This window comes from Rahnella sp. PCH160 (genome assembly GCF_047784855.1).
Lineage (GTDB): Bacteria > Pseudomonadota > Gammaproteobacteria > Enterobacterales > Enterobacteriaceae > Rahnella.
The window spans coordinates 237811-263141 of sequence record NZ_JBLOGT010000002.1; the positions used below are offsets into that span (position 1 = coordinate 237811).

42 protein-coding genes are annotated in these 25331 nt (G+C 50.5%); 5 read left to right on the top strand and 37 right to left on the bottom strand.

The genetic code is table 11. The features are described 5' to 3' along the window. Window positions 1–8 precede the first annotated feature (8 nt). From ACM5QY_RS23830 to ACM5QY_RS24010, 37 genes are all read right to left on the bottom strand, one after another. Window positions 9–1151: a DUF3383 family protein gene (locus ACM5QY_RS23830; protein WP_416123139.1), complete on the bottom strand. Its 1143-nt coding sequence runs from the start codon at window positions 1149–1151 to the stop codon at window positions 9–11. A 5-nt stretch (window positions 1152–1156) separates the two neighbouring features. After that, window positions 1157–1702 (bottom strand): phage neck terminator protein, encoded by a 546-nt coding sequence (locus tag ACM5QY_RS23835; RefSeq protein ID WP_416123140.1) that lies wholly within the window; start codon window positions 1700–1702, stop codon window positions 1157–1159. After that, the gene (locus tag ACM5QY_RS23840; RefSeq protein WP_416123141.1) at window positions 1695–2081 is read right to left on the bottom strand and encodes a head-tail adaptor; all 387 of its coding nucleotides are present in this window, start codon (window positions 2079–2081) and stop codon (window positions 1695–1697) included. Before ACM5QY_RS23840 ends, ACM5QY_RS23835 begins: the two co-directional genes overlap by 8 nt. Then, complete coding sequence (locus ACM5QY_RS23845; RefSeq protein WP_416123416.1) at window positions 2068–2697, bottom strand: hypothetical protein; 630 nt, start codon at window positions 2695–2697, stop codon at window positions 2068–2070. Before ACM5QY_RS23845 ends, ACM5QY_RS23840 begins: the two co-directional genes overlap by 14 nt. After that, entirely contained in the window at window positions 2697–3113 is a 417-nt protein-coding gene (locus tag ACM5QY_RS23850; RefSeq protein ID WP_416123142.1) for a DUF4054 domain-containing protein, read from the bottom strand. Before ACM5QY_RS23850 ends, ACM5QY_RS23845 begins: the two co-directional genes overlap by 1 nt. Beyond that, the gene (locus ACM5QY_RS23855) at window positions 3079–3396 is read right to left on the bottom strand and encodes an STY1053 family phage-associated protein (protein WP_416123143.1); all 318 of its coding nucleotides are present in this window, start codon (window positions 3394–3396) and stop codon (window positions 3079–3081) included. Before ACM5QY_RS23855 ends, ACM5QY_RS23850 begins: the two co-directional genes overlap by 35 nt. Window positions 3397–3461: 65 nt before the next feature. Beyond that, window positions 3462–4400 carry a DUF2184 domain-containing protein gene (locus tag ACM5QY_RS23860; RefSeq protein ID WP_416123417.1) on the bottom strand — a complete coding sequence of 313 codons (939 nt, stop codon included), beginning with the start codon at window positions 4398–4400 and terminating at the stop codon, window positions 3462–3464. Window positions 4401–4418: 18 nt separating this feature from the next. After that, window positions 4419–4898: a structural cement protein Gp24 gene (locus tag ACM5QY_RS23865; RefSeq protein ID WP_416123144.1), complete on the bottom strand. Its 480-nt coding sequence runs from the start codon at window positions 4896–4898 to the stop codon at window positions 4419–4421. 6 nt (window positions 4899–4904) lie between these two features. After that, complete coding sequence (locus tag ACM5QY_RS23870; protein WP_416123145.1) at window positions 4905–6110, bottom strand: DUF2213 domain-containing protein; 1206 nt, start codon at window positions 6108–6110, stop codon at window positions 4905–4907. Between the two features lie 49 nt (window positions 6111–6159). Then, complete coding sequence (locus ACM5QY_RS23875) at window positions 6160–6753, bottom strand: phage head morphogenesis protein (RefSeq protein ID WP_416123146.1); 594 nt, start codon at window positions 6751–6753, stop codon at window positions 6160–6162. Between the two features lie 16 nt (window positions 6754–6769). Beyond that, window positions 6770–8221: a DUF1073 domain-containing protein gene (locus tag ACM5QY_RS23880; protein ID WP_416123147.1), complete on the bottom strand. Its 1452-nt coding sequence runs from the start codon at window positions 8219–8221 to the stop codon at window positions 6770–6772. A gap of 2 nt (window positions 8222–8223) precedes the next feature. Then, a complete protein-coding gene (locus tag ACM5QY_RS23885) occupies window positions 8224–9621 on the bottom strand; it encodes a PBSX family phage terminase large subunit (protein WP_416123148.1) in 1398 nt (465 codons plus the stop codon). Continuing rightward, complete coding sequence (locus ACM5QY_RS23890; RefSeq protein ID WP_416123149.1) at window positions 9551–10360, bottom strand: hypothetical protein; 810 nt, start codon at window positions 10358–10360, stop codon at window positions 9551–9553. The genes ACM5QY_RS23885 and ACM5QY_RS23890 overlap by 71 nt, the downstream gene beginning before the upstream one ends. Before the next feature lie 14 nt (window positions 10361–10374). Further along, complete coding sequence (locus ACM5QY_RS23895; protein ID WP_416123150.1) at window positions 10375–10557, bottom strand: hypothetical protein; 183 nt, start codon at window positions 10555–10557, stop codon at window positions 10375–10377. Window positions 10558–10672: 115 nt separating this feature from the next. Next, complete coding sequence (locus ACM5QY_RS23900) at window positions 10673–11185, bottom strand: Ig-like domain-containing protein (protein WP_416123151.1); 513 nt, start codon at window positions 11183–11185, stop codon at window positions 10673–10675. A 319-nt stretch (window positions 11186–11504) separates the two neighbouring features. After that, a complete protein-coding gene (locus ACM5QY_RS23905; RefSeq protein WP_416123152.1) occupies window positions 11505–12035 on the bottom strand; it encodes a hypothetical protein in 531 nt (176 codons plus the stop codon). Continuing rightward, window positions 12032–12562 carry a lysozyme gene (locus tag ACM5QY_RS23910; protein ID WP_416123153.1) on the bottom strand — a complete coding sequence of 177 codons (531 nt, stop codon included), beginning with the start codon at window positions 12560–12562 and terminating at the stop codon, window positions 12032–12034. The genes ACM5QY_RS23905 and ACM5QY_RS23910 overlap by 4 nt, the downstream gene beginning before the upstream one ends. A gap of 2 nt (window positions 12563–12564) precedes the next feature. Beyond that, window positions 12565–12783, bottom strand: a complete 219-nt coding sequence (locus ACM5QY_RS23915) for a class II holin family protein (RefSeq protein WP_416123154.1) — start codon at window positions 12781–12783, stop codon at window positions 12565–12567. Between the two features lie 398 nt (window positions 12784–13181). Next, window positions 13182–13856, bottom strand: a complete 675-nt coding sequence (locus tag ACM5QY_RS23920) for a bacteriophage antitermination protein Q (RefSeq protein WP_416123155.1) — start codon at window positions 13854–13856, stop codon at window positions 13182–13184. After that, window positions 13853–14143 carry a DUF1364 domain-containing protein gene (locus tag ACM5QY_RS23925; protein WP_416123156.1) on the bottom strand — a complete coding sequence of 97 codons (291 nt, stop codon included), beginning with the start codon at window positions 14141–14143 and terminating at the stop codon, window positions 13853–13855. The genes ACM5QY_RS23920 and ACM5QY_RS23925 overlap by 4 nt, the downstream gene beginning before the upstream one ends. Further along, window positions 14140–14736 carry a DUF1367 family protein gene (locus tag ACM5QY_RS23930; protein WP_416123157.1) on the bottom strand — a complete coding sequence of 199 codons (597 nt, stop codon included), beginning with the start codon at window positions 14734–14736 and terminating at the stop codon, window positions 14140–14142. The genes ACM5QY_RS23925 and ACM5QY_RS23930 overlap by 4 nt, the downstream gene beginning before the upstream one ends. Window positions 14737–14829: 93 nt before the next feature. Continuing rightward, on the bottom strand, window positions 14830–15024 hold the full coding sequence (locus tag ACM5QY_RS23935; RefSeq protein ID WP_217139204.1) for a hypothetical protein: 195 nt from the start codon (window positions 15022–15024) through the stop codon (window positions 14830–14832). 384 nt (window positions 15025–15408) lie between these two features. Further along, on the bottom strand, window positions 15409–15822 hold the full coding sequence (locus tag ACM5QY_RS23940; RefSeq protein ID WP_416123158.1) for a hypothetical protein: 414 nt from the start codon (window positions 15820–15822) through the stop codon (window positions 15409–15411). After that, window positions 15819–16235, bottom strand: a complete 417-nt coding sequence (locus ACM5QY_RS23945) for an HNH endonuclease (protein WP_416123159.1) — start codon at window positions 16233–16235, stop codon at window positions 15819–15821. The genes ACM5QY_RS23940 and ACM5QY_RS23945 overlap by 4 nt, the downstream gene beginning before the upstream one ends. Continuing rightward, window positions 16235–16681: a hypothetical protein gene (locus tag ACM5QY_RS23950; RefSeq protein WP_416123160.1), complete on the bottom strand. Its 447-nt coding sequence runs from the start codon at window positions 16679–16681 to the stop codon at window positions 16235–16237. Before ACM5QY_RS23950 ends, ACM5QY_RS23945 begins: the two co-directional genes overlap by 1 nt. Beyond that, entirely contained in the window at window positions 16678–17091 is a 414-nt protein-coding gene (locus ACM5QY_RS23955) for a hypothetical protein (protein ID WP_416123161.1), read from the bottom strand. Before ACM5QY_RS23955 ends, ACM5QY_RS23950 begins: the two co-directional genes overlap by 4 nt. Then, on the bottom strand, window positions 17084–17623 hold the full coding sequence (locus ACM5QY_RS23960; protein WP_416123162.1) for a hypothetical protein: 540 nt from the start codon (window positions 17621–17623) through the stop codon (window positions 17084–17086). Before ACM5QY_RS23960 ends, ACM5QY_RS23955 begins: the two co-directional genes overlap by 8 nt. Next, window positions 17620–18279 carry a hypothetical protein gene (locus ACM5QY_RS23965; protein WP_416123163.1) on the bottom strand — a complete coding sequence of 220 codons (660 nt, stop codon included), beginning with the start codon at window positions 18277–18279 and terminating at the stop codon, window positions 17620–17622. The genes ACM5QY_RS23960 and ACM5QY_RS23965 overlap by 4 nt, the downstream gene beginning before the upstream one ends. Window positions 18280–18545: 266 nt before the next feature. Next, complete coding sequence (locus ACM5QY_RS23970) at window positions 18546–19232, bottom strand: hypothetical protein (protein ID WP_416123164.1); 687 nt, start codon at window positions 19230–19232, stop codon at window positions 18546–18548. Beyond that, window positions 19229–19660, bottom strand: a complete 432-nt coding sequence (locus tag ACM5QY_RS23975; RefSeq protein WP_416123165.1) for a hypothetical protein — start codon at window positions 19658–19660, stop codon at window positions 19229–19231. The genes ACM5QY_RS23970 and ACM5QY_RS23975 overlap by 4 nt, the downstream gene beginning before the upstream one ends. Before the next feature lie 3 nt (window positions 19661–19663). Continuing rightward, window positions 19664–19801 (bottom strand): hypothetical protein, encoded by a 138-nt coding sequence (locus ACM5QY_RS23980; protein ID WP_416123166.1) that lies wholly within the window; start codon window positions 19799–19801, stop codon window positions 19664–19666. Then, window positions 19791–20237: a replication protein P gene (locus ACM5QY_RS23985; protein ID WP_416123167.1), complete on the bottom strand. Its 447-nt coding sequence runs from the start codon at window positions 20235–20237 to the stop codon at window positions 19791–19793. Before ACM5QY_RS23985 ends, ACM5QY_RS23980 begins: the two co-directional genes overlap by 11 nt. Continuing rightward, complete coding sequence (locus ACM5QY_RS23990; protein WP_416123168.1) at window positions 20227–21231, bottom strand: YdaU family protein; 1005 nt, start codon at window positions 21229–21231, stop codon at window positions 20227–20229. Before ACM5QY_RS23990 ends, ACM5QY_RS23985 begins: the two co-directional genes overlap by 11 nt. Before the next feature lie 2 nt (window positions 21232–21233). Continuing rightward, window positions 21234–21401, bottom strand: a complete 168-nt coding sequence (locus ACM5QY_RS23995; RefSeq protein ID WP_416123169.1) for a hypothetical protein — start codon at window positions 21399–21401, stop codon at window positions 21234–21236. Continuing rightward, window positions 21398–21634: a cell envelope biogenesis protein OmpA gene (locus tag ACM5QY_RS24000; RefSeq protein ID WP_416123170.1), complete on the bottom strand. Its 237-nt coding sequence runs from the start codon at window positions 21632–21634 to the stop codon at window positions 21398–21400. Before ACM5QY_RS24000 ends, ACM5QY_RS23995 begins: the two co-directional genes overlap by 4 nt. Before the next feature lie 16 nt (window positions 21635–21650). Beyond that, complete coding sequence (locus ACM5QY_RS24005; RefSeq protein ID WP_416123171.1) at window positions 21651–22115, bottom strand: toxin YdaT family protein; 465 nt, start codon at window positions 22113–22115, stop codon at window positions 21651–21653. Window positions 22116–22118: 3 nt separating this feature from the next. Next, window positions 22119–22370: a transcriptional regulator gene (locus tag ACM5QY_RS24010; protein WP_416123172.1), complete on the bottom strand. Its 252-nt coding sequence runs from the start codon at window positions 22368–22370 to the stop codon at window positions 22119–22121. Between the two features lie 110 nt (window positions 22371–22480). On the opposite strand from ACM5QY_RS24010, the gene ACM5QY_RS24015 reads away from it, so the two are divergent. The 5 genes from ACM5QY_RS24015 (at window position 22481) to ACM5QY_RS24035 (ending at window position 25318) form a co-directional block, all read left to right on the top strand. After that, window positions 22481–22879: a helix-turn-helix domain-containing protein gene (locus tag ACM5QY_RS24015; protein ID WP_416123418.1), complete on the top strand. Its 399-nt coding sequence runs from the start codon at window positions 22481–22483 to the stop codon at window positions 22877–22879. A gap of 725 nt (window positions 22880–23604) precedes the next feature. Next, window positions 23605–23901, top strand: coding sequence for a hypothetical protein (locus ACM5QY_RS24020; protein WP_416123173.1), 297 nt, complete (start codon window positions 23605–23607; stop codon window positions 23899–23901). A 338-nt stretch (window positions 23902–24239) separates the two neighbouring features. After that, complete coding sequence (locus ACM5QY_RS24025; protein WP_416123174.1) at window positions 24240–24395, top strand: hypothetical protein; 156 nt, start codon at window positions 24240–24242, stop codon at window positions 24393–24395. A gap of 64 nt (window positions 24396–24459) precedes the next feature. Next, window positions 24460–24756 carry a hypothetical protein gene (locus tag ACM5QY_RS24030; RefSeq protein WP_416123175.1) on the top strand — a complete coding sequence of 99 codons (297 nt, stop codon included), beginning with the start codon at window positions 24460–24462 and terminating at the stop codon, window positions 24754–24756. Between the two features lie 265 nt (window positions 24757–25021). Beyond that, window positions 25022–25318: a hypothetical protein gene (locus tag ACM5QY_RS24035; RefSeq protein ID WP_416123176.1), complete on the top strand. Its 297-nt coding sequence runs from the start codon at window positions 25022–25024 to the stop codon at window positions 25316–25318. Window positions 25319–25331: the final 13 nt, after the last annotated feature.

The following is a 25331-nucleotide window of genomic DNA, read 5'->3' on the forward strand; positions in this document are numbered from 1 at the left end:
CTCTCTCCTTAGCGGACCACAGTGATGGCGACAGATGAGTAATGAACGGCGCCAGCTAACTTGCCCGCCACCTGAATTGGCATAGCCTGGCGTTTTTCACGATCCGCCTGCAGCTGGTTATCAACGCTGTCGGCGTACAGGTAGTACCCCTTGGTCAGATAGTCATTGGTACTGATCTGACCGATCGGACCGCCTGTCCATTTGCCCGGAGCAAAGAGGCCGTTATTCACTGCCTGAGAAAGCGCCAGTTCAATGGCTGCCATGCGGGTGGTGGTACCAGCATCGATTTGAGGGATTTTGGTCGGCGAGGTGTACAGAGTGTTGTAGTCCGCCGTCTGTACGGTGTTTTGCAGCCAGTCGAGGCCATGGCGTTCGTCAAAGAAGTCGCCGTTTGCCATCACACCCTGTTCGAGGATTGCCGTGTCGTTGTCGTATAGAACAAACACATTGCAGTTCTTCGCTTCCAGCGCATCCGCCTGTGACGCCGTGAGCGTTTCATAGGTGATACCGGGCTCCTGTTTAAACTTCAGGGTAATGGTGGTGTTATTACCGGTGAAATCGACAGTGAACGCGCGCCCAAACGCTGACAAAGCGGCGAAACGGCTTGAGGATGAATACTGGACGTATGTACGCCCGTAGCTTGCAGCCTTCAGCAGATAGGCAATATCGGTCGTTGACGCGGCGTCCATAACCTCGGCATCTTGCGTGGTATACGCCAGAATGCGGGAAACGGTCGCAGCCTGCAGCGCCGACGCCACGCTGACCATATCAGCAGTTGCCGGGTCAACAGAGTCAGCCAGATGCAGCCCATACCACGAGTTATAATTCAGCAGCGCATTCACGGCCTGCAACAATGTTTCGACCGTGCCGGACTCGCCAGTTTCGAGAGTTTTCACCCAGCGGCCGACGTAGACCTGAGTCGGTTGCGGTGACTGAGAGAACCAGACCACGGCGGCTTTGTATTCTTCACTGGTAACGCCAAAATCAGTGCCAATATCATCAGCGCTTTCGTACACGCGAAGACGCTCAGAGATTGGAATGACGGTGGAGGTGCCGAGGATCAGCATGGAGCCAAAATTGCGCCCCTGCGCTGCCTTGGCGGATAGGGTCACGGTCACATTTGAAATGCGACTGACGGATAATCCAGGCATGAGAGTTAATCTCCGGTGGTGATTGGGTTGTCTGTTTCGATAACGGTTTTGATGTCGTACGTGCGGATAACTTTTCGGCGTAGCTGCACGCTGAGGTCATACCGGCGTACCCACTGGTTATTAATGAGTTCGGGGAGATTCAGCACGCGGCCACACTGCATAAAGCTCATGCCTGCCCGGTTTAGTTCGTCGTTATTCTGTGAAACGAAAATGCCAGACCTGAACTGTTTTGCGGTCGCCATGCCCTGAGGGCCATAAAAACACGTTAGAATATCAACGGTTTCGTGTGACCACTGTTCAGCGCCGGCATCGGTTTGGACGTAAGCAGGGTTATCATCTTCCGGTATGGTTGTGATACCGAACGCGCACCAGGTTGTTCCGTTTTTTGGTATCTGGATTTGCGGGTCAGTCCAGCGCGGATAGACCAGATTTTTATCCAGCCCGGTCAAACCACGGATCCAACGGCTGATTTCACGTTCAAGCTCTTGGTCGTAAGCCGGCACGTCGCCAACCGGCGTCAGGTATCCCGCAGTAGTGGAGTCGTTACTCAACTGGCGTCCCTCCGTCAAAGTCCATCAGCTCGCAGTGGGCCTGAACAAATCCGGCGCCGTACGCGGTATAGGGATCAACAAATGTCACCCGATATTCACGCCCGCGATAAGTCACGCCATCAGCATCTAAACCAGGTTGCCCCTGCGTTAGCCTGAACTGAGTAATGATGAGAATGGCACCGTTGATATTCTGCCCGGCGGCCATACGTTTGGCTTCGAGAGAGCGGTCAACGGTGACGACCCCAATAAATGGAATATCAGTGGGTGTGTTTATCGGGAAATTATCTTCGTCAGTCGTCTGGGTATTGCGATGACATACCAGCGTGTCATCAGCAAAGTCCGGATCCATGAGCAGTTCAGACACATCAAGATTGGGCATTTTTATCCCTCACGATATAAGTGATGGAACGGAGCAGTTCTCCGGTGTCGTAAAGCGGCTTTTCACCAACGCGCCCGCGCGCGCGCCGATTCCTTTTGGTGGCTTCCGACAGTGGGGTAAGTTTATCGCCGGCCTGAATGATGCCTTTCGCCCCATCAGCCGCAATGATGCCTGCGCGGTTAAGGGAAACATCAGCCGCGTGCGGATCCCCGGAAAGTATTGCGGACGCAGCCTGTTTAAACTGGCTGACAATCTCATTACGCTTTTCATCAATCCCCAAATCCAGAAACGGCCGGGGCGGCAACGTGACCGCGTGCGCCTTGACGGTATGGATAGTGGAAAAATTACTTTTCTTTGCCTTAACAAATTGGCCGTTATTTGCGAATGAGCCATCAGGGTTTACCTTTCGGTTGATCGTGACGCTGTGCTCAGGGATTTCTATCGTGCCGCCGTAAGAATGCAGATAACCCAACTCGGCATTGTTGATGCTTTCGCCGTCGCCTCGCGATGCCCGATCAGATGGAATCCCCACCAGCACATCCTTGTTGCCGATGGTCTTAAGCGCGTCGAGTACTGATTGCGCGTTATCTATTCTGATGGTTAATCCGCTTTTCATCATGGTGCCCCTAACTGAACACCGCCTGCGCCGAACAGCATTAAATACTCCCAAAATTCCGAACCATACCGACTGTTATTCCAGAACCCAGCGTTCGGATCCATGGTCATGCTGGCGTCATAGCTCATGGACACTTTGTCTACTGATTTGGAAGTCAATGCGCCGCTATTGGCACCACCGGCACCGCCAAAAGCCGCAGAACGGTTATCAATGGCATCCAGATATAAATAATGCGCAACGAACAGACCGCAGAAATATGGGAATAAATCTGTGCCAGTTACGTTTTCATTAAGCAATCTGTCTGCTATTGCAAGCCGGGCTGAAATGCGGAGATCGGGGTATTTAGTCGCGTCAGCGAATTGTGGGAAAAGCGTACGGAAATCACTTGGCGTCGGAAGACTTTGATTTACCGCCATTGTTATCACCACCCGATAATGAAGCAACCTGCGCCGCAAGCGTAGCTAACTGACCTTCCAGCTCGGTGATTTTGGTATCACGCTCAGCTAACTGACCTTCCAGCTCGGTGATGCGCGAATCGGTTTGCGTCGCTGGCGCCTTACCGTCTGGAGAAAGGTGCGCTTTTACGAACCAGTGTTCAGCGACATCATCTTCGACTTCATGAAAACCCGGATCAAAAGTCACCGGCTTCCCGGAACCGTCATTGAAAATAAACGTTTTCAAAACATAAATTGTCTTCATCACTGCCTCACAAAGAGCCCCGCGAAGGGGCTTTTAATTAAACGTCAAAACTCACACGTCAAACCCTAAATGCCGTCCATATAAGCAAGAGTTTCGGTGTATACCGGTTCAACAGCACCCAGCTTCCCGTAGTAGGTCACCAGCTGATACAGGCCACGGTATTGAACCGGAACGCTCATCAGTGGAACCATCGGGAAGCGAACGAATTTTTTATCATTCGTATAGGCAACCATGCGATCGGTGCCGCCGGTGCCAATGCCTTTCGCCCATTTTACAGGGCGGATATTCAGCGGACGGCCGTTCTGGTGATATGCGATGGTGTTGGTTTCGAGGTAGGTCAGCAGTGACTGATTACCCGCGGTTGAAACGATGGTGCTCGCCAGCAGCCCATACTGTTCCGGCGGGATCAGCAGGTCAGTCGGAACCATCGAATACGCAGAGTTTGCCCACGCCAGACTTAATACGGTGTTGATTGCTGCGCGCATTTCGTCAGGCGTTGAGGTGGCAAAGGTTTTCGCCGCGTTCGTCGGGGTGATCTGCGTCAGATTGAGCAGCCCTTTGATATTCAGACCGGAATCACCGATATAAACCTGCTCATCAGTGTCCATGTTCCACTTGAGCTGCATGCCCTCGTATTTCTGAGAGTCAATCGGACGGCCAACCTGTGCGGCTGCCTGTAGTTCTGGCAGAGTCCAGCCGAGTTCCATACCCCAGAGCGTCAGCGGGAAGCCCTGTTTGGAGATATCGACGTTTACACCGGCAATCGCGGTTGCCGTTTTGCTCAGCCAGTTTTTACCGTTGGATGCCGGCGAGCCGGACGCGGAGAAACCAGACTGGGTGAATGAACTGATTTCGTCAGCGATTGAAACGTCTTCACGCAACTGAACGTCTCGGCCCCACGTATAGGAGACCAGCGGCATATTCAGCGTTTGATCAAGGCGCTCAAGTTCGTGGATTAAAAAGGTGCCAGTACCGTCTACTGTCGCCTGATCGAAGGTTTGCATTACCATGTCCGCTTTTCCTTAAAGGTTGAAGGCGATTTCGATGTTGCCGCTGGTGTCGCCAGCGCCGGTGAAGTAGGCATTGCTGATCAGCACAGTGTTAGTGCTGTCGGCCGCCGCCACGAAAGTACCGATTGCAGACGTAGCAACACGCATATACACAGCGCCACCCAGAGTAACGCTGCTGGCATCCCCGCCAATATTGACGTTGACATAGCCGCGCTTGAGGTTGTCACCAGTGAAGTTCTTACCGGAGCCAATCTGCTGCACCACATCAGGCTGAGATGCTGTAGGGAACGGGCGAACAAAAATACCCGCCAGCACCGCCGCCGTATCGCCGGAAGCAATTGGGACAAATTTTCCGCCGGAGTATTTACCGCCTACGCCGTAAGCAGCGAAAAGGTTGGTTGAATCCAGAATGACGGGTTCAATCGTGAGATCCTGAGGGCGTGAGATAGCCCCGGCAATGCCCGCAGGCATCCGTTTTAAATATGAAGTCATTGGGGTTTAACCTCGTTTAGCCCAGAAATCCTGGTTGGCTTGGTTCAGGCCAGCGATGGTGGAGCGCGTTGCATCACCCATTGCGCGGGCGCTGTCGTTGGTTTTGGTATTACGGGTTTTGGCAATTTCAGAAACTGCATTGAACGCCATATCCACGGTGCGTTTTGGCAACTTCGAAATATCAGCATCGCCCACAACAGCACGTACGATTTTCTGGTCTGCAGCAGCCAGAACGGTACGTTTGAACGGGGTGATTTTGGCCTTTTCGGGCAACTGAATACCAGGCTGGATGAGGTCGGCACGATAAGCGGCATCGCCGGTGATTTTTTCTTCCTTTTCTTCTTTTTCTTCCTTGTCCTCATCACCCGTTTTTTCTGCAGGGCCAGTCCCTTCCAGCTTATCCAGACGTGCCATGAGTGCTTTCGCCCAGGCTGGCATATCTTCGCCTTCATCAGCAGTAGAGCCAGGTAATTGCGGGCCCGGTAATGGTTGTTGCGGTGCGAGGTGGATATTCACTACCCCGCCCGGAGTGGTTGTATTGGTAACATCGTCATCACCCGTCATGGTGTCTGGCGGGTTGTCGATGAGTTCTGCCATAGTGGCCGCATCATTGGTTTTCTTGGCTTTAACAAGCCGTTCAAACCAGCTTTTCTTTGTAGTTGGCATACTATCTCCGAGTGCACAACGGGATCCGGCCCGCCCGTTAGGGACGAGTGCCAGGTGATTACCGGTGATGTCAAACTGACTGGCAACACCGGGGGAAATTTGCTTATAGTCGGCATCGTAGCCACAACTGACCTCGTCAGAGCCCCGCTGAATTGCTTCAATGCCGGTTTTGTCTTTAACGATGACATCGGCGATCAGAAGGTCGCTTTTATCACCATCGCCGCGCCGGACGTTTTGCAAATGCCCGACCGACAAGGCGCGCCAGTTATCCGGAGAGACGAAAAGGATGTTTCCTGCGAAATCCATCGGGTGACCGATCGTCACTGCCATACCTTCAAACGAAGCAATAGTCTTTTCGCTAAAAACCTCTTCCGGCGTCCGGTGAACGGTGATCAGCCCATCGGTTCCCGCCTCAAGTTCCGGTAACTCTTCGGCGCCATAAACCTGCGTACCGATACGTGCTATGGGGACGTCTTTGCAAAGCAGTGACCCATCGGAAAGCATGAATCGCGTGTTGCCTAAGCGCGTTTTGAAGAAATATTTCATTTTTCACCTGCTGGATCGCGGGCATAAAAAAAGCCGCATAAGCGACTTGTTAATTTTCAGGTATCACGACTTCGGCATAACATCGGCAATTCGGCAGTGCACCGGCATGCCCGGTCATACCGTCGAGCGTTGGCGGTGCATCCCATCGGACGAATTTACCCTCCATCATCTGATGTGAGTGCCTTACGTCGCCATCATCTGCTGTACGCCAGATATACCCATCTGACCCGACATATTGCGCTCTGGCCTGCGTAAGCGCGGAGTTTGCTCGCCCCACTTCCGTTCGTGCGATTAATTTAGCTCGGGATTCAGCGACATCACCGCTACGCATGATTTCCGCCGCCAGTTCGGTAGAACGTCCACCACTGGAAACAAGCTCAATAGCCTTGTTCTGTATGTCGTAAACCCGGTCAGCGGCCTCAAGCGGCAGGCTCTTGATGTACTGGACTTGCTCCCTGACCAGAGACTGCATGACGTGGCCGGTTGGGGTGTTGTTGATGACGTTCCGAAGCTCCTGACTGATGAGCTGGCTACGCTGGCGCCACACCTTCTCATCCTGCCAATTCACCGCCGTCACCATATTGGTGGCAACAGTTTCAGCCCAGCCGTCAATTATCTCGCTGTACTGATCGAGCCGGTCCATGATTTCCAGAACGGAATCATTTGAACCATCGTAACCATCGTGGATTATCTTTCCCACTTCGCGCGCTATCGCCCGTAGGCTTGTCTGGTACCGTCTCTCTATCGTCTTCGGATGCGCCGCCAGTTCCGATGTCTTTTGCTGTTGGCGGCGGGGCGTCTTCGGCATTTTTAATATCCTCATCAGTGATAGAAGCGCCAATGCCTGTCACATCTGCTAGCTCACGGATATCGTTCATCGCAGCTTTTACCGACAATAAATTGCGGTCATTAAGTGTCGCGATGGCCGTCGCCATGTTGGTGGCCACAGTAGACCGGTCAACGTCGCTCATCTGCCACAGCGGGTTGAACTCGAATGTGAAGTCATCAGGAAGTGGCTTACCGAATTGTGAACGGTGGATGATGTCGAACAGCATGCGTACCGGCTGCCGCATTCGGCGCTCCTGCTGAGTTCCGACCGAATCATAATAATTCGATAGTGAGGAATCCCCGTTTGAAAATCCCTTCGGCGATTGCCCGAAGAGTCGCTCTAACGGAATACCAGTTGCCCCTGAGATTTCCTCCTTGAACTCAGACAGCAGATCGGCCAGGCCTGCAAACGAGTACGAATGGGTTTCGAATTCATCTTCACCATCAATCAGCGTCAGTCCCTCATTGGTCTGAAACTGCCGCACCATCTCCATATTTTTGGTGAGAGCTTCAAATGGCTTGCCGCCCATCGCAATGATTTCGCGTAGCTTTTTGATTTTCATTGTGCGCAAATGGGCTTTATACGCTAACTGGGCAGCGCCTACGCTGGTGCTGTCGTAGGAGGTAAGACGGTCAAAAATGCGTTCAACGATGGACATTCCCCAGCCGTTTTCTGTCATCGCCTGCTGATATGGCAGCGTCACGCCATCGAATCTAATCAGGCGACTGTGGTGTACTGTCCACGCAGGTAGACCTTGAGCCGTGGTGACGATGTCGTAAAACTCAGGCTTACCCAAATCGGGGCCGAGTACTTTGATGCGGCGGCCGAAATTTGGGTTGAGCATCCAGCGGTCGAGGACGAGAAGGCCTTTGAAGCTATCCTTCCCGACCTTCTCCATGTTCAGTGGGGTCAATGGAGCCTGTCCGTCAATCAGGATGAGTGCCACCGCGCCGCCGTAGAGCCGCGACCATTTCAGTGTGTCGTTCAGGGAATCCCAGATTCGCAACTCTTCGAATTCAGCCTCGAGTATTCCCCGGTGTTTCGGGTCAATCTCAGACGTAATGCGCACGCCTTTTTTTGTCATATCGTCGGCTATTGCATCCACTGCTGCGCCGATGATCCATGATGAGCGATAAGCCCATTCAATCAGAAGGCGGTTGCGACTGGTAAAGTTGGCGCGGTAAGTTGACGCCGAATGCTGGTTCTGCTGCTGCATCCCCACTTTGGCGATGAAATTGTCATACGAGTCTGCTGTTGCGACCCGTGGTATTTTTTTCGCCACGGTTAACCCCCGAGTTTTTCCCAGACATCCATGGCGGTGTCAGTAGGTGCGAACGCCATAATGAATGCGTCAGCGATGTTTGGTGATGGCACGTCACGCTTGGCTAAGTCTTTTTTGCTCTCCACCTTCACGCGACCGTTGTTGTCGAAGTCACGCTTCGGGGTAGAAAGCTCATATTTAAGCTTGTCCAGAAAAGGGCATTCGCTGTCTATGCTAAGCAACTGGTCAACAGGGTGTTTTTCGCCATTCTTCACGGCGTTATAAGTATTACGAAGCCTGTCAGCCACCAGCCACCATGACTGAGCCTTCAAGTCAGCAAAGAAGTCTTTATTGGTGATGCCTGGCTGATAATCCTCATCAGGCTCATGTACACCGGCACCCGCATTGAATTTCGTGTAGGAGACGGTTTGAGCGTTATGCGGGTTCTCTTTCTGCCTCTCCTCGTTGATCTCGGCAAACTTAGAACCAGATGAAGCACCAACGCCGATTGAGTCGTAAACCACCTCTGCACCACGTTCAATCGCAGCCTGATAGGTGCGTTTACAGCTCTTCATCAACTCGTCTTCTTTTGCTTTCCATTCTTCAGCCCAGAAAGCTACAGAGCCATAACGGTAAACGTTGGCGCACTTATCCGCCCCGCTATCTGCCACATCGAAACCAATGCGTTTTCGTCCGCTTGGGTCGAACCCCAGCTTCTTATGCGCATCAATCGCAGCTTCAACCCATGAGAGCTTAATGATCGCCTGATCATCATCGGTGCGCGGAACGCCAAGATATACGTGCTCGAAAACTTCCGGATCACGCTGTTTCGCCACGGCAATGACGGTTTTCATGGTATTGCTCAGGAATGGGTTTTCTTCGAAATTAATCTTCCTGACGATGGTGTTTTCTGGTGGATTAACGACAAAATTCCGCCAAACAAAGTCCGTAACGAGCGTTGGGTTGAATATGAACCAGCATTCCGATCCTTCTTTACGAATTGTCGGCTCAAGGATTTCCCACTGCGCCTCGGTAATGCTGTGCGCCTCTTCATTCCAGAGCACGTCAATGCTCTCCAGTGACTTAATTTCACTGACGTGTCGCCACAGTCCGTAAAACATGAATTCACTGCCAGTAAAGCGGTTAATAATTTTGTTATCGAGAATGCGGAAGCGATGGCGAAGGCCAAAACGTTCAATCTGTATTTTCAGCAGGGCATAAACAGACTCATCGATTTTATTCTGGATCTGACGAGTGCAGAGGAAACGCAGCCTGTACTTATCTGCGAGATAAATTGCGAATCCGGCGGCATCCCACGACTTACTGGAGGCGCGTCCACCGTAAAGAACCTTATTCCTCGCCTTGGTTGTCCAGAACGGCCTGAGTGCCGGATTCAGGGACGGGCGTTGGGTTGTCAGCATAGAAATCATCCAGACCGCCAGAGGCGTCATTATTCGGATCACCGAGTTCAAGTTTGAGGCGATCGACTTCGAGTCCTACTTTCTCCGCCGCGATGACACGATAATTTGTATCGGCAAATACTTTTTTGATTGTTGCGGTGGTGCCCTCTATCGATTCAATTCTAACGGTATTGCGCATCATGGCTTTGTCAGCTGAGCTGATTTTTTCCAGCAACCCTTTTATCTTGTCGGGCTCCGCGTCTTCCAGCTGAGTTTTCCAGCGTCCGATATTCTCCGCAGCGACCAAGTTGCTGGCGCGCAGGCGAAAGAGTTCGTCGTTGAGTGTCAGCGCCTTTGCATCCTCGGTCACTTCATCGCTCAGCAATAGGCGGCGGGCGTAGCCACCATGCTTTAGCGCGACAGTGTTGCTCTCAGTGAATTGATTAAGTGGCGACGGATTTCCACTCCGGCTGTTCCGTTTCGTATTTTCAAGAGACTGACTTTTCCCCGCTGCGTTCTTTTGCGAGTCGTCAGAAGTGGCGCGCTTTTCCGTGGTACGCACACTTTTTTTTTGCGTACCGTTTTTGCGTACCTGCGTACCTTTTTGCGTACCGTTTTTTTCGCTGCGTACCCATCCGTGTTTTTTGGCGCGCTTTCTTATCGCACCCTCAGTGATGCCGTAAATAGCAGCCAAATCACGAAGGGAAAGTTGTCCGGCGCAGAAATCACGTTCAAGGCCGCTTTCCTCGGGATTTGTCATACCCCCTCCGGAGTTTATTTAACGAACGTCACTTTAGTGGTTATCAGCCGGCGAATAAGTCTCGCAGCATCACGCTCCATATCAGCGATGGTTTCTGACGTTGCCACCTTGCCGCGATATTTGCGCTCAATTTCTGCCAGAACAGCGTTTACGTCAGCGTTGCGGGGTTCAATGATTTGTACGTTGAGACGTGCCATTTAGAATATCCTGCTGGTTGTTTAACTATGATCCCCGGCAAACTCGATAATGCAGGCTGTGGATTCATTACGTTTATTCTGTCAAAGGCACTCAGTGAATGCCTTTTGCAGAATTTTATAAAAGGAATTTATTTTTCAGAGCAACCAGATCGGCTTCTGCGTCTTTACCCAGCACTTCGATACCGTGCTCGATGAATGCAACCACTTTGTCGAAATCAGCCTTCATGGTGGCCAGTGGAGATAGTGCTGATTCATCGGCACTGTCTTGAGGTGAAATTAAAGCGCTGGTGTTCGTCCCAACTGAGGATTGTGCTGCATCAAGAATGGCTGTTGTCGTTGTGAGAACTGCGACAAAATAAACCTGAATGCTTTCCGTGGTGCCGTCGGCTGCCGTTGCTGTCAGTGTTGCTGGACCAACAGTTGAACTGACCAGACTTACTGTGATCTGACCGTTCGCGTCAGTCAGTGCGCTGGTGGGGGTGACGGTGGCGCCATTATCCGCCGTGAAATTCACCACTGCACTCGGCAAGATAGCGCCAGTAGCATCGGTGAGGGTTGCCTGAACTTTATTTGCATATACGCCATTTGCCAGCGCGCTGGTGATGATAGAAACGAGTGCTAATTTCACGGTGTTTTCCTTCGGTTGGGATTCAGTCGCTACGACTGGTGTGTAGAAAAAGGCTTTAATGCTTGCCCATAGGCGCTTAATCATTTCTGTCGAGCCTCTTCGAGGTTACTTTTCATCTGGATTGAATATGCCTCTTCCATAGTCGCGTCTCGCCAGATGTTTAACTCCCTATCGACTGCCGGGCAGCCGGTCGATGGTCGCCGCCAGTGTCGCTGAACGACCTGTACCTGCAATATCGCGACGCCCGTTAATGGCTGCCGTCGGAATTTAAATTTTCCGGAAAGGCTTATTTCATCTATATGCATTGGCATCGGATGTATCATTTCTGCCGGGTCCCCTCAGTCTGTTTAATACCGTCGAGCTGATTATTTAGCTGGTCAATCGCCGTAAGCAAAGGGTCAATCCAGTAAACAGCCTGCCCGTACGTCAATCTGCAGCCGGTGGAAGTGGCGGCGCTACTTTTTGCAGCAGGCTGGCCGGTATCGGTGTGCATTGCGCTGGCACGTAGACTGTTCGTGTACTCGAGCAGGCGGTCAGCAACAGCAGAATCAACACACTTGCCGCTGGCCGGATCACGCTTGATAATTGTTCGGTATTCAATTTCTCTCTCCTGGCTCTTCCCGACGATTTGCACCGCATACAGCTGCGCGGCGCCGGCAATCTGATTTGCACGCTGGAAATTAAGCGCCTGGGTTGAAATGGTTTCAGACTGGAGCGCGTTATCAGACTGAAGCTGACTCACCTGCCCTTTTGCCTCTACGGATTTTCCGTAAAAATGAAATGCCAAAAATATCATCAGCGAGATAAAACCGGCTGCGAATGCAGTCAAGGCAACTCGGAGCCAGTTCATTGTCCGATCCCCCAGCATGTCAGTTCGCTTTCCTGATCACGCCTAATGACCTGACCCGCACAGTTATTCGAGCGAATTCGGCAGTCTTTCCCGCCGTCCCAGATCCAGCGTTTAATCTCTGCACACGCACCGAGGCGATCACCGGCATTAATTTTGCGGTAGAACATCGAGGGGAAGCATTTAGCCGGCCCGATGTTCCATGGGCAGAATGACGCTATACCGACTTTCTGGGGTGTGGTCAGCGGGATATGAATATTTTTCTCAACCCACGCCAGCGCTTTGGCCTGCTCGGCTGTGTCGATGGCATCGCACTGTGCCCGCGTCAATTTCATGCCTTGGAGTACAGGCTTGCCGTTCACGTACGTCACGCCGCCACAGATTGTCCAGACACCGCCCCGATCCTGGTAAGCAATCAGGCTGGTTCCCTCTTTTTCTTTCTGGAACTGAGCCATCATCACCGGAGCTGAGGCGCCAGCGGTAATCAGCGCCAGCACGGCAGCACTGAGTTTTGTTTTCAGGTTTGCCATACTCAGTCCTCGTCGCGACGCACCATGTTGTGTTTTCGATCCCAGATTTTGAATCCGACATTAACCAGACACGTGATTAGGGCGAAGAATAACCCTCCCAATACGCCTATAGCCGTCCACTGCTCGGGGCTGAATGAATTCAACAGGCTATACAACCAGAAGCCTGTATTGGAACCAGCCGCCCCGTAGGCAATTCCGGTCGTGATTTTATCCATTCTCATAGTCTCCACCTCCGGTCGTCCGGTTGGGTGCGTAGTCGTAGAAAATAAAAAAAGGCCACGCAAATGCGCAGCCCTAAAATTTTTGCCACTTTTCGCAGTGGCCGCGCTCATGCCCTTGAGTCACGCATCTGGCTGTAACCGTTTTGCGATTGGCTCTCGCAAGCTCTAACGGTGCCTCTTTTTTATTTACCCTGACCAGGTGCAAAGCTGGCCCCATTATTGGTCTCGGGGCAGCATCATTACTGCTGCATTGGCTTACGCCTGCGGTCTAACCGTTTACTGGTGCATTTTACTACCCTCCAGAAACGACAAAACCCGCACATAGGCGGGTTCATACAATTTTGACAAAATATCAAATTAGCCTTAAATATCGCTCAATTTGTTCGGTTTTGCAAGAACTACTCTATAACTTCTTCGAAAATGCTTCTTTCTTTAATGCTTATTACTTGAATTAATGAATCGTTATCCAACTCCGAAACAGCCATTTTAAGCACTTTCCAGTGCGGGCTATAGACCTCACACCATGTTGAGCGGGAGATCTCCATCAGAGTTGCCAGCGCCGCGCCAGCGTACTCTTTATAAGACTCGTTTTTATTCTTTGCTGCCACATCCTGAACCGCCAGCCAGACGAGGGAGATCAGGCGTTTCTTTGTCTTATCCAGCAGCCCGACGGGCAGGTTTTTCTGATACGAGAGCCACACGGCCTCGCAGATATTTTTCTGGTGATCGAATTTCAGGTCAAACCCATAGCAATAGCGGATCCATGAGTTCTGATGAACAGGTAGAGTGTTGACAGCGCGGCGCCAGGCGCATGAGGCAAATTCAAATTCCTTCATTGGCGGCGATGGCCGGATGCGGCTGCGAGTTTCGAGGATGTACGTCGGCCCGCGCTCTGAGCGAACCTGCTTATTCCCTTCCAGTTGCACTTTATGGATATGCTGGCGAGGGTAGTGATTTTTATCGGCCGGTGGGTGTTCACTGAATGCCTCGAGCTGCCCTTTTGTTCCTCCGGAGAGATCCATTAATGCCGTGGTCAGTTCGATTCGCGCATATTGCAGCAGCTGCGTATTCATTTAATGATCCCCTCATCTCTCAAAATCTGCTGTGTACGCATTACGCCCTCGGCGTGCCAGAGCCGCAAAGTATCGTAATCCCACTCTGATTTTTTTCGCCCGTCGCAGATGTCGTGGCATGCACTGCACGCCCACGCGGCCTGTTCATCGTGTGGCTTGCAGCCCGTACCGCATGTTCCCGCCAGACGGTAATGCGCCAGCACCGTGGTTTCGGAGTTTCCGTTACATACGCCAACAATCCGGATTTGGCATTCGCGCCCGCGCGCTGCTTTGGTTAATTTGCTCATGCGGCATAGCTCATTAGCTGGCTTGCAGCATTCTCGGCGGCTTCAGGGGTGCTGAAGGTTTTATTGAGGATCCACGTCCAGAGGGTATTTAGCGTGGCTTTGTACAGTTCTGCGAATTCAGTCTCATCCATTTTTGCGAATGAAATGGATACGGGCTCTTTCGCAATAACGCCGTTTGGCATGACCAGTTCGGTGTAGAAACCCGATTCAATCGTGGTCCAGCGGCGGAACGCGTCGAACGACTTGATCAACGTCACCCGGTCTGCACGCTGAGCACGCACTTTGTTGAGGTATCCGATCGCCAGCGAATTGAGCGTTTCGCCATGCCCGGCGAATTCAGCCAGATGATTAACGTAGCCTCGAATGAGGAATTTTTCTTCCGGCGATATCGCGCCGCCTGTCGGTGTCCAGTATTCAAAACCCAGATTTAGGAGGGAGAAGTAAAGGCGGTGGAATTTCGGGTTACGTGATTTTTTAAACTCAGACGTGATCACATCGCCGAGCTTGATTTTTGAATGCACGAAATCTCTGGTATCCGGGTCGGCGGGTATCAGAGTGTCGTTGGGTGCTTTGATAAATGCTAATTGCGCCATTTCTCACCTCTTCGCGAGTAATGGCACAGCAGAAAACGGGGTGTCAGTTGTTCAGGCTGACCATAGAATTATACCGTGACTTATTGATTTTGGTTAATCATTTTCAGGAGGAATTACCTTGTATCCTGCAAACTCGGCAATCTCTAAAAATGCCTGGAGGGATTGGACGTGCTGGTCATCTCTGAGTATTTCTGCGTCTGCTATGTCACCACCGGTCATCTGAAGAAGCACTCGCCCACTTTCGGGGAGCGTAAATTTAACCCCATTGATTATTAAGTGATTTATCATTGCTACCTCTTTTTAAGACATTTCGGATCCCGAGGTAGCCATATCTGCGCAGGATGTAACCAACACGGATCGGCTTTCTGAGTGTCAGGGCCAGTAATCGGTACTGTATATAAACACAGTAATTTTTAAGGGCGGTTTTTTCAAGTTCAATTTGGGTTTTGTTACAAACGGAGTGGCAAAAATAAGAAAAAGGCCACCTAATTGATGGCCTTAAAATGGTTGCTTACTGCTGATTAGAGTGATGCGGATAAGGCTGCTCGGCTTTGCGCTCTGCTGCGGATTTAGCCATTGTTCACCTCAGCCTTAATTTTGTAGTAGGCCTGTTCGAATCCTCTCCAGTATTTCCAGTACTGGAACCGCTGCTGTAGCCAGTTCGGGGCCATATCACGCACCATCCTTCACGATGCCGCCAGAGGCCTCGATTGCTGCGTTCCATCCGGCTGCATATGCACCATAGGCACCTTTTAATCCTAGCCTTTCAACTTGCGCAGAAATCTCCGCTACTTCTGGTGCATCGGATTGGGTAATCTTATTTAGCAACACGACCGGCTTTTGCGGGGCGGTGAATAGCTCCGTTCCTGCCGGTAGGTGTTGTATTTTTTCAAGGTAGTAATCGATAACCTTGCGACCTACGTCCGGCCAGTTCTTCGATATCACTATCTGGGCCACCGGCACCTGATCGCCTTTCAGCTCACGAATGGAGATTAGCTCGTCGAGTGCTTCTGCCATTGCGTGATTTTCTACGTTTTCCTGTAAATCACGCATCAGTTTCAGTTCTTCAATGCTCAGTTTGTTCATGGTTTTACCTCTGCGTATTTTTCGAACCAGAAAACTATCGGTGATGCAGTCAGCTGTACTTGCCCAAACCTTTCTGCTGTGCGGAAATTGACGCTATACAAACGCGCTCTTTCTGCCTGCTGAGCGATCTGCTCCCTGAAGCATTCGAGGTCGAACGATGCTTTAAATAGATTGCATGGGGCGCATGCAGGGAATAGATTTTCATGCGTGTCATTTTCAGGCCTAAAGTGCTCGCCGGTGGCTACAATTTTCCGCATTCCATTTGGCTGCCTACCGCTAAATTCCAGTTTTCTGATGACAGCCTGAACATGGTCGGCGTGCCAGCCCCTCTCCGGTAATTCACATCCGCAATATGCGCATTTTCCACCGAACTTTTCCCGCAACTGAGCACGCTGTTTTTTGGTCAAGGCCATCACTCCCCCTTAACCGTAAATCCGGAATTTTGGATTTTCACACTGAGTTCAAGGCGTGCAGTGTTGTAAATTGCAGCCAGATCCGCATTGGTAAATTCTTCGTCAACGTAGTAACTGGCATTTTTACGCGGCGGCAGCACCACTGGATTAGCCAGCTTGGCTTTCAGCGCTGCGAGTTCTGCCTCCGCTGTGACCGCCCGCAGTTTCCATTCTCGCCATGATTCCGCAGTTTCGATGTGTGCATCACATTCAAACTGCATATCAGTCTGAGCCTTATCAGCCCGCTGGCGTTCTGCTTCGAGCACCCCGATCACGGTGAGAATGTTCGTAGGTGTGCAAAGCTTCTCAAACTCAAGGTAGTAATTTGGGTCTGGGTGGCACGACGCCTCACCGGCGTAAAACTTCAAATTGCCAAGCAGCGCCTTGATATCTGTTGTATCAGTCATACAGCCTCCTTGTTGCGCTGGTTGCTTGATTTTGCAAGAGCCTCGGCAGTCCACGTGCGCTCTACATCTTCCTGTCTAGCCTGACATTCAACGTTGCAATATACTTGAGAGCCAGTATCGTTCCAGACTCTATCCGGTTCATCATTGGATACACGGCGGCAGCAATATGGGCATTCTTGAGACCAATCATGCTCTTCGACCAAAACCTTCCACGGCACGCCACCTTTTATGCCTGCATATTTATCAAGCGCTGGTACGCGGCGGCAGGATTCGATCATGCTGAATTCTGTATCCAGCTCATTCGCACCTTGGCGGCGAGCAACAATTCCAGACTTAGCGAAAACAATGCAGCCGTACTCGTCAGCCTGAACGGAAAACGCTTTTAACTCTTGTTTGGTTGTATCAGTCATGAGGTTGCTCCTTCATAGCCAAGTGCTTTTTCTTCACTTCCCCGATCAGCGCTTTAATTCTCTTCTCACCGTGGAAAACGCTTCTGTACAAACTTTTGCGCATATCATCGAACTTGATTACTTTTTCGTAATCCCAGTACGGATAAATGCAGCCTTCGTATGTGTCTCTTAAAGCCTGGAATTCTGATTTGCTAACGGATGCAGAGCTGAAGACGTAGCATTTCTTCAGTGAGTCAACGTCACCAACGGCGATGTCGATCTGGTCTTTCTTCGTTCCGTGCCACCAATGGTCTTTGATTTTTTGCACCGAGCCATCCTTCATGTTCAGTGTCAACTCGCTACCAGCGAAGGCCTTGAAATATCCACCTGCTCTTTCGAAGTAAAGGTAATTGGTGAGGGGGCCATCAGTACCGACGTAATCTTTCCCGGCAAGCTCATACGTGAAGCTAACCGGACGGTTGAAAACCAGAGCCTCTTCTTTGTTGAATTGCACGACCGCAACCACTTTGAGCTCTTGCAGTAGCCTGCTCATCCCTTCCTCCCAGCGCGCAGATGTTCGAATTCGATCACCCAGACCCACGGGTTGATGAACCAGTTTTTTTCCCCATAAATTGATTGCCAAAGCGCAGCGAAAGATTCTGTCGCATCAGGCTTAGGAGAAGAGCAAACGCATGGTTCTGGCTCGCCGCAATTTAGGCATCCACCATCGATGATCCCTTCAGCTCTCGCGTCCTGCTCGCTAATATCATTAAGACGCTCAACGCGAACGCCGGTGATCAGCAGGTCAATACGTGATGCCGCGCGAGGCATGTGGATAGATGGCCGCCAGCGCGCACCGGTATCGTTATCGTCCCAACCGGGATCCGTAGCACGGTAAAAATAACCCACATCTGATTCGCCAAAATCAGCGCCTGAGGCGAATGCCTCACGCACCCAAAGCTGATCGCCAGGCTGACCAAGTGGGCATTTTGCATGCCATTCACCACCTGAACTTTTGCTATATGCGAGTAACCCGTCAATCTCATCACCGAGATCAGCACGACCTGACACGATTTCAATCTGATGGTCATGGCGATACTGGCTTCTATCGAATGGCTGATCACGAATTACGCGACGAGTCTGCGTCTTGCGACCGCTGAGAATGGCCTTAACCATTTCAGCGTTGAATAAAATTGGACGTTCTTTCATAAATTACCGCCGTAAATCAATTTGATATTCTGAGCAGAAATCCAGTACGAACTGGCATTCTGCTGGGCTCTCTGTTTCGTTCACAACGTCGCAGCCGCCGGAGTGCAGGCAGGTGCAGTTCTGGCACCCGAGGCGGTTATCGAAACAGGTTTTCGCCATGTGGTAGCCGTTGCACCGGCCACCGCTGAACCGGTGCGGAAATTCATAAGCTGGGCAACGGCAGGTAACCTGCCGACCATCCCAGTACTCTTTTCCGCTGGCCATTACTAACTGGCCTTAACGGAAATAGTTAACGGCACCACGTTTTCAACGGACAGTTGGATCACATCGTTTTGTCTGAGTGGGTGGAGTTTTTCGGCTTCGCGTTGCAGATGCAGGGTTGTGCTGTCTCCGTGGCGGGTGATGTACCGGACACGGAAATAGTCATTACCGACAGGTACGACGTCATTCAGGGAAACGTCTTTGAAAGGCTTCTGAATAGTGTCAGGTACCGCGTTTGGGTGTAGTTCCCTAATTCCCTCGGCCACATCGAAAAGGATGCTTGAATACTCCCTGTCTGCGTCATTGCTGAATTCAAAAGAGCCGGTGTCGGGATCGAATTGCCCGCTCTCGCACTCAAACGCTTCCCGCGACTGATCAACCCAATTTGCGGCGGCAATTATCCCGTCACGGTAGAAAGAAACTGTCTGTACCGGTGGTGTGCTGTATAGATAAAAAGGCCAGCACCCAATCCAATGCATAACTTTTTGAACTTGAACTTCACGGTTATCAAAAAAGCAAATAGCCGAACCGTCTTCGCACATTGCACCGAGCGGCTTTGCCGCCAAGACCATTACCGCCAGTTCCATCGCCTGCAGGTAGTTTTCCTGCGACATCGTTATGTCGCCGTCAGCGGCTTTACCTTTCAAGAATTCGAGTAGTTCCTGTGCTTTTTCGAGGGTTAGATTTTTCATGCTTTGCTCTCCGCCGCCAGGTGACGCATGATTTCTGATTCGGTCGGCAAAGGCGCGGCTGCGCACTTCATGTAGAGAGATTTACGGGCCGGTGTTCCGCGCTTGAGCAGGTGGTTTACTGAATCCTCTGACATGCAAAGTGCCCGAGCAATTTCCCTGTCCGTTTTTCCTGACAGGTGGAGCTGATAGATCCCCATCGTGACGCGCTTGCCGTATGAAATTCGGTTGCCAATTTTCACAACCACGCCACTTGCCTTTGCGGCTTCGGTCACCGGCATTGGTTTTACTGCCGGTGTTGCCGGTACACGGCTGCGTGCCCTCGCTGCGCTGTTCCAGCCATCGATGAAGGTTGCTGTGTAATCACAACCGTCATCCTGCAGGGGCCGAACCTCACGGATATAATTATTTGTTTCAGGAGTGGTTCTCATTGGTCATTCCTCGCTATTTAACATTTTTGACTTCGCTAACATCTGGCGCCCGGCTGGCGTTTGCAGCAGTTGGCATTCCAGGTCTTCATCCAGCTCGACTGGCCGTGAGGCGTCATCGTCTGGTTCGTACTCATTCGACATAGCGTTTCCCCGCCGCCATCTGCATGGCCGGTGTCGGGCCCGCTGGCGTTTTCGGTGCGGCAATTTGTCGGCGAATTGGTGGTACCGAAAATCCTGAGGCTAATTTTTTCTCCCAGCGCGCCAGCTTCACCGCGGCTAGTTTGTCCATTTCAGGCTGAGTCAGTCGGCGTTCTACGCCTTCGCGGCGCATTTCGACGCAGATGTGATACAAAACAGGGTGGCGCCAAGGGAATTGCTCGGATGTGCCATATCGCCATGATTCGGATTTCCAGCGCTTGTACTCGGCGATAACATCGCGAACCGTAAGCCCGACCAGTCCGCCGCCTACCTCAGCGACCAGCGCGATAAACTCAGCGAAGTCTGGGGGCCACGTACTGCCAGCTTCACAGCGCTCAATGCAGGCGTTACAGACTCGAGTGATCTGGTCACTCTTCATAGCCCCGATCTGTTTCTCCCAGAGATCCGAGGGACGATTGCCATTCTTCGCTATCCATCGGGTACTGTAGATTTTGATCATCAGCTCCCACAGGCGCCACGCCGGTGAGTCCACGCTCTCTGGCCCATTGTTCGCGACCAGATCGTAATTGCCGCTCGGCAATTGATTCGCCGCTGTTGCCGATGGTGCTTGCGATGTTTTTTGCATGATTCAATCCCCCGGTGTTTACCTGCCAGTCGTTTTCAAAGGCACGCTCTTTGCCGTAAAACCGCTGTGCCTGCATCACGTATTCGGTACCGGCCTGACCGCGCATTTCGCAGTACTGCCGATATCGCTGCGTCCCTTCGAGCATTGCCTCCTCGCTCACCCCTTCCAGCTTTCGGGCTTTCCAGCAGGAGTGGGCTTTGTTTTTCGGATTTGCACCTTCGCGTTTCGGGTATTCGCCCCAGAGGGTTTCAAATTCTTCAGGGTAAGAACCCGCCGCGTTTTTCTTCGTAGGGGGCTGGTCTTTTCCAGCACCCGACAAAAGGGTTTTATCTTTTAGTTCTTTATCTGTATCTGTATCTGTATCTGTATCTGTATCTATATTCGTTGAACGGTCGCTGGAATCCCGTTGAACGGTCGTTGAACGGTCGTTAAATTCACTTTGATTTTTAAGTGATTTTTTTGCAGCCCTAACCTCTGCCGATTTTTTCCCTGCCGTGCTTCTTTGTGATTGAGCGCCTTTTACAGCCTGCAAATCGCGCTCAATTCGCTCATGAACCCACTCAGAACCGGTATCCAAAAAGAACTCGTTCAACGTCCGTTCAACGTCCGTCCAACGCTCGTTACTTAACTTGGCAATACCCGCCAGCCGAGATTTTGGTAATGGCCTCCCCGTCTGCCAGTAGTTGAACATTAGGAGCAGGTAAGCACCGTGCTCCTCAGTAGTCAGATGCGGCGTGTCAGCAAGGTAATCAGCGACATAAAGCTGCATGTACGGGAGTGCAGCCATATCTACCAACCCAGCTGTTTAGCAACTATTCCAAAGGCTTTACTCAGGCGCTCAGACTGTATTTCTTCGCGTTCTTTTGCGATTTGACGCACCAGCACCCGCATGAATGGCTTAGTGACCGGCATCGCTCCGTAATGAAACCGCTTATTCGCGTACGATAATTTTTTCATCGGCGCGCCCTCCCCTGATTACGTTTGATATCCGGCGCGCCTTTGATCCGCTTGGTGGACTTCAGGAACGTTTTTGCATGCGCGATGCTGCTGACTACTGTCGCGTTCGCTGAATCGCAATAGTGATCAGCGCCACGCATTGCCAGCGTCATGGCAACACCCTTCTCGACACCCTCACGAACGAAATGCGCGTTAATCTGCTGCTGGATCTGTTCTCTTGAAAATTTGGCCATTGGTCATACCTCGTCTTTAATGCAATAAACCGCGTACGCTCTGTTGCAGCGACGCATACGCCCTCTCCCAGGCATCACAATCCGAATCAAAATCAGAAAGCGGAGCCCGCAGCAGAACCGAACTGATCAGCTTCTGGTTGGCTTTCATGGCCTGCGTAGCCAGATACTCGACTGAGTTACCGGCAATGAGGCTTGCACGCAGCTCAGCAGGCAGCGCGACAAGGATCGCCGCTAGTAGCTGCTGAATGTTCTGAACTGCGCGCGGGCGGTCGCTATCAAGCCAACGGAAGATCTGCTGCTTGTTGTTGTGGAGTGCGGCGTAATCGACGGTGCCGTCGTCGTGTTCGACGAGCTGTAATGCAGGTGAATGCAGACCGAGATCGAAATACGCTTTCGTTATTTTTATTGCTACCTGGCTTTGCGAGACTTCACTTGCCCAGTTGCGAAGCGCGTCTCTGATGTGGTTGTGTTTGATTTCCATAAATCAGATACCCTCCTGTTTTAATGGAATAATCACCCCTTCTGGAATCCCACTTAATGGCGTTGGGTGAAGATCGGGGCGAAGCTCAAACGGTGTGATTTCCCAATTGAGCAATGTACAAAATGGAATTACTCGTTCGGCGGGGATTCTGCCATTCAGCCAACGGGAAACGTTCTGCTGCTTGGTTTTCATCTGGCTAGCAATTTCCTTCTGAGAAAGGCGATTTGCTATTTTCTTTTTAACGTTCTTGTTCATAGAAACCTCTTAAGTTGACGCCCTCAGTATACACATTTTCCGTGTTTGTAAAACTCATTTTTCGTGTGGAGAAAGTTACAACTATTTTGGGTAAAATGTTCACTATGAAAATGAAAACCCTTGAAGTGACCGCGTATAGAATTAAAAAACTCCTGGGTGATACCGGGTGGGGTCAGGCTGAGCTGGGGAGAAGATTGGGCGTTTCACAGCAAACCGTTCAACGCTGGGCGAGTGGTAAGGTGAGCCCAAACCCCGATAATTTAGACAAACTATCTGAAATTACAGGGCATCCTATTTACTGGTTTATGCTCCCACCAGAGGATAACGATCAAATCATAACGCCAGAAACAATGAAGATAAGCCCTAAGCAGCTGGATCTAATCAAGGTCTTTAGTGCTTTTCCTGAGGAAGATCAGGAGATAATGCTTAAGGAAATGAAGGACAAGAAAGAAACGATGGATAAGACAGTTGCACGTTGGTTAGAAGCCCAGAAAGGGCATAAAGCCTGATAGACTTTGAGGGAATTGATAGTGGATTCTGAAAATGTTAAAGGCCGGAGGGTGGTAATCCTCCGGCCTTAGGTACGTCATTGATTTATTTTAAATACAAACCAATCAATCGCATCACTGCGACGATGAAGTCTAATATCACAATTAAAGCTGATAAAAGATTAATCATCCGTTTGCCTCCCCAGAAGGAAGCGTGATATCAGCGCATTGCCTTTGAATTACCTATCCGCAACCGATCTCCAGCGTTAAGGGAAGTAAATCACGCCTCGAGCCAAGGCACTGAAGGTACCAGCCTCAGCTAGGATTTTAAGTGCCGCGAGGAATGACCAATGTTCCCAATATTTAAGTTGTTAACTAAATATTAAGCACTCAGGCTGATTTGTGACTTTTACTTCTTCCTTAACGCGCGTGATTATTATGCAAATTAAAAAAATATTCAATAAAACAATTTGACTTTTCCCTATTGTAAAATTTGCCCCCTTGAGTAACATGAGAAACGTTAAGGGAAGTAAATCACATTGAGTAACGCCAAGGCGAGACCACCAATCAAGCCAGAGGTGTGCAGCACTAAAAGGCCCGTACATTTTTGCGGGTTTTTTTATGTCAAAATTTACACATTTAACGTGTTGACTTACACTTTTAGTGAGTTTATAGTCATTCCATCGACGGCACAGCAGCCTCGGGGTAAAAGTTCTGACGGCGGGAAAGAACGCGAGGTATGACCGATGGCAGTTTCAAAAACCAGAGAAGAGGTAGCAATGACAATCACTGAAATGCTGGATAAGAAGAGAAGCCTGATCGAAGTGTGTAAGAAAGTTGAGCGCGTAATGGAAGAGGCGGATGCGGGCCGGGCGCTTTATATCTATGAATACGATCGCACGGAAATTCGAATTCAACTCCCTCGAGACAAATTGTATCCGTTGCTTCAGGAAGAATTTGAAAGGCTTCAAGCTCAGTTGAAAATCATCATTGATGCAGAACAAACGGCTGAGCGCGTTATTGCTGGTCTGCTTCCAAAGTAACTGCCGCGTGCCCTGCGAATCAGGGCACAACATGCAAGAGCATTGTTGTTGAACGGACGATGTGCGCGGAGTAACTCGCGTAGATCTTAAAGTCGCAGTGCTCTTTCAGTTGTGGTGGCAAGTGGTTGGATGGGTTTGCCTCGTGAAAAGAACGGTCGTAAAAACGACGCCGGAGCGTAACCGGCTAAAAGCCACCACAACAATTAATCACACCGGAGGATATATGAGCTATCGCGGAAAGGTATTAATTTTGGTTGTTGCGGCCTGTGTTTTATTCTGGGTGGGGGTGTTCTATTCAGCATCCCTTATTTAAGGCTTTAATTACTTAGGTTTTAAATATGCAAATAAAAGTAATCCTAACCCGCTCTGAATTGCAAGAATCCGAACTCGATGAGGATGATTTAAAAGAAGCCATTAAAGACTTAATAGATTCTGGTATTTATTTCAGTGAAATTAACGTTGATTTGGAAATGTCAGGAATCAGACACATTTAACGCGTCTGTTCTAGATGGATTTAGGCAAGTAAAAAACATTTATAAACTATGCGAGGAATGACCAATGATTATCGAAGCACATATTACAGCCACGGAAATTTTCAACGGGATTAGAGTCCTGTCTACTAAAGAAAAAGTTATCGGGTATTTAGTCGAGGCTTTTTCTAAAGAATATGCACCATCTATCGTGACAGCTGATGGCAAAACTCTTGGTGAATATTGCTGTGAGGAACATGCGGTAAAGGCGGCATTTGCGCATGCCCATGGTTTGCCTGAAGAGCCGGTATTTGACCGCAGCACAAGAATCTCAATTGCTGATTTATTGCTGGCATCACTTTTGCGCAGTATGGCTCGGCGCTGATAGCTGGCCTTATTGCGATGCGCCTTGCCTTCGTGGCGTTGGTAGGGCTCATCTCAATAACTGGGGCTCGTGAGGTCTGAAGTAGTGGCCCGCCATCCGGCGATAAGGGCAGTCTCCAGACGTAAAAAAGCCCGCACGTGGCGGGCAGTTCTACCAGCTTTACACCCTGGAGGTGGCGAGTTCGGCGACCAAACCGAACTCAGCGAGGTATGACCAATGGCTTCCACCACTGGACGCCGCAATTATAGAGCTTAATGGGGCTTTTATGCAAACCAAACTGCCGCTAATGGCTACGCGGACGATCTTTATCATGGCTTATAAAGAAGAATGGAATGATGAATATTCAATTTTGTTCTCGGGTTCTGATTTATCGTCAATAGGCAGTGAATATACGTTAGTTGGTACAAAGGAAGTCACTCTAGACATCCCACAAATTGATTTAGAAAATGGAGAGGTGGCAGAACTTAGTAAAACGAAAAGCAAAATCCTTTCCGATGCTAATTTAAAAGTTAAAGGCATCGAAGAGAAAATGAAATCATTAATTTATACCGAAAATAAGTAAGCGAGGTTAGACC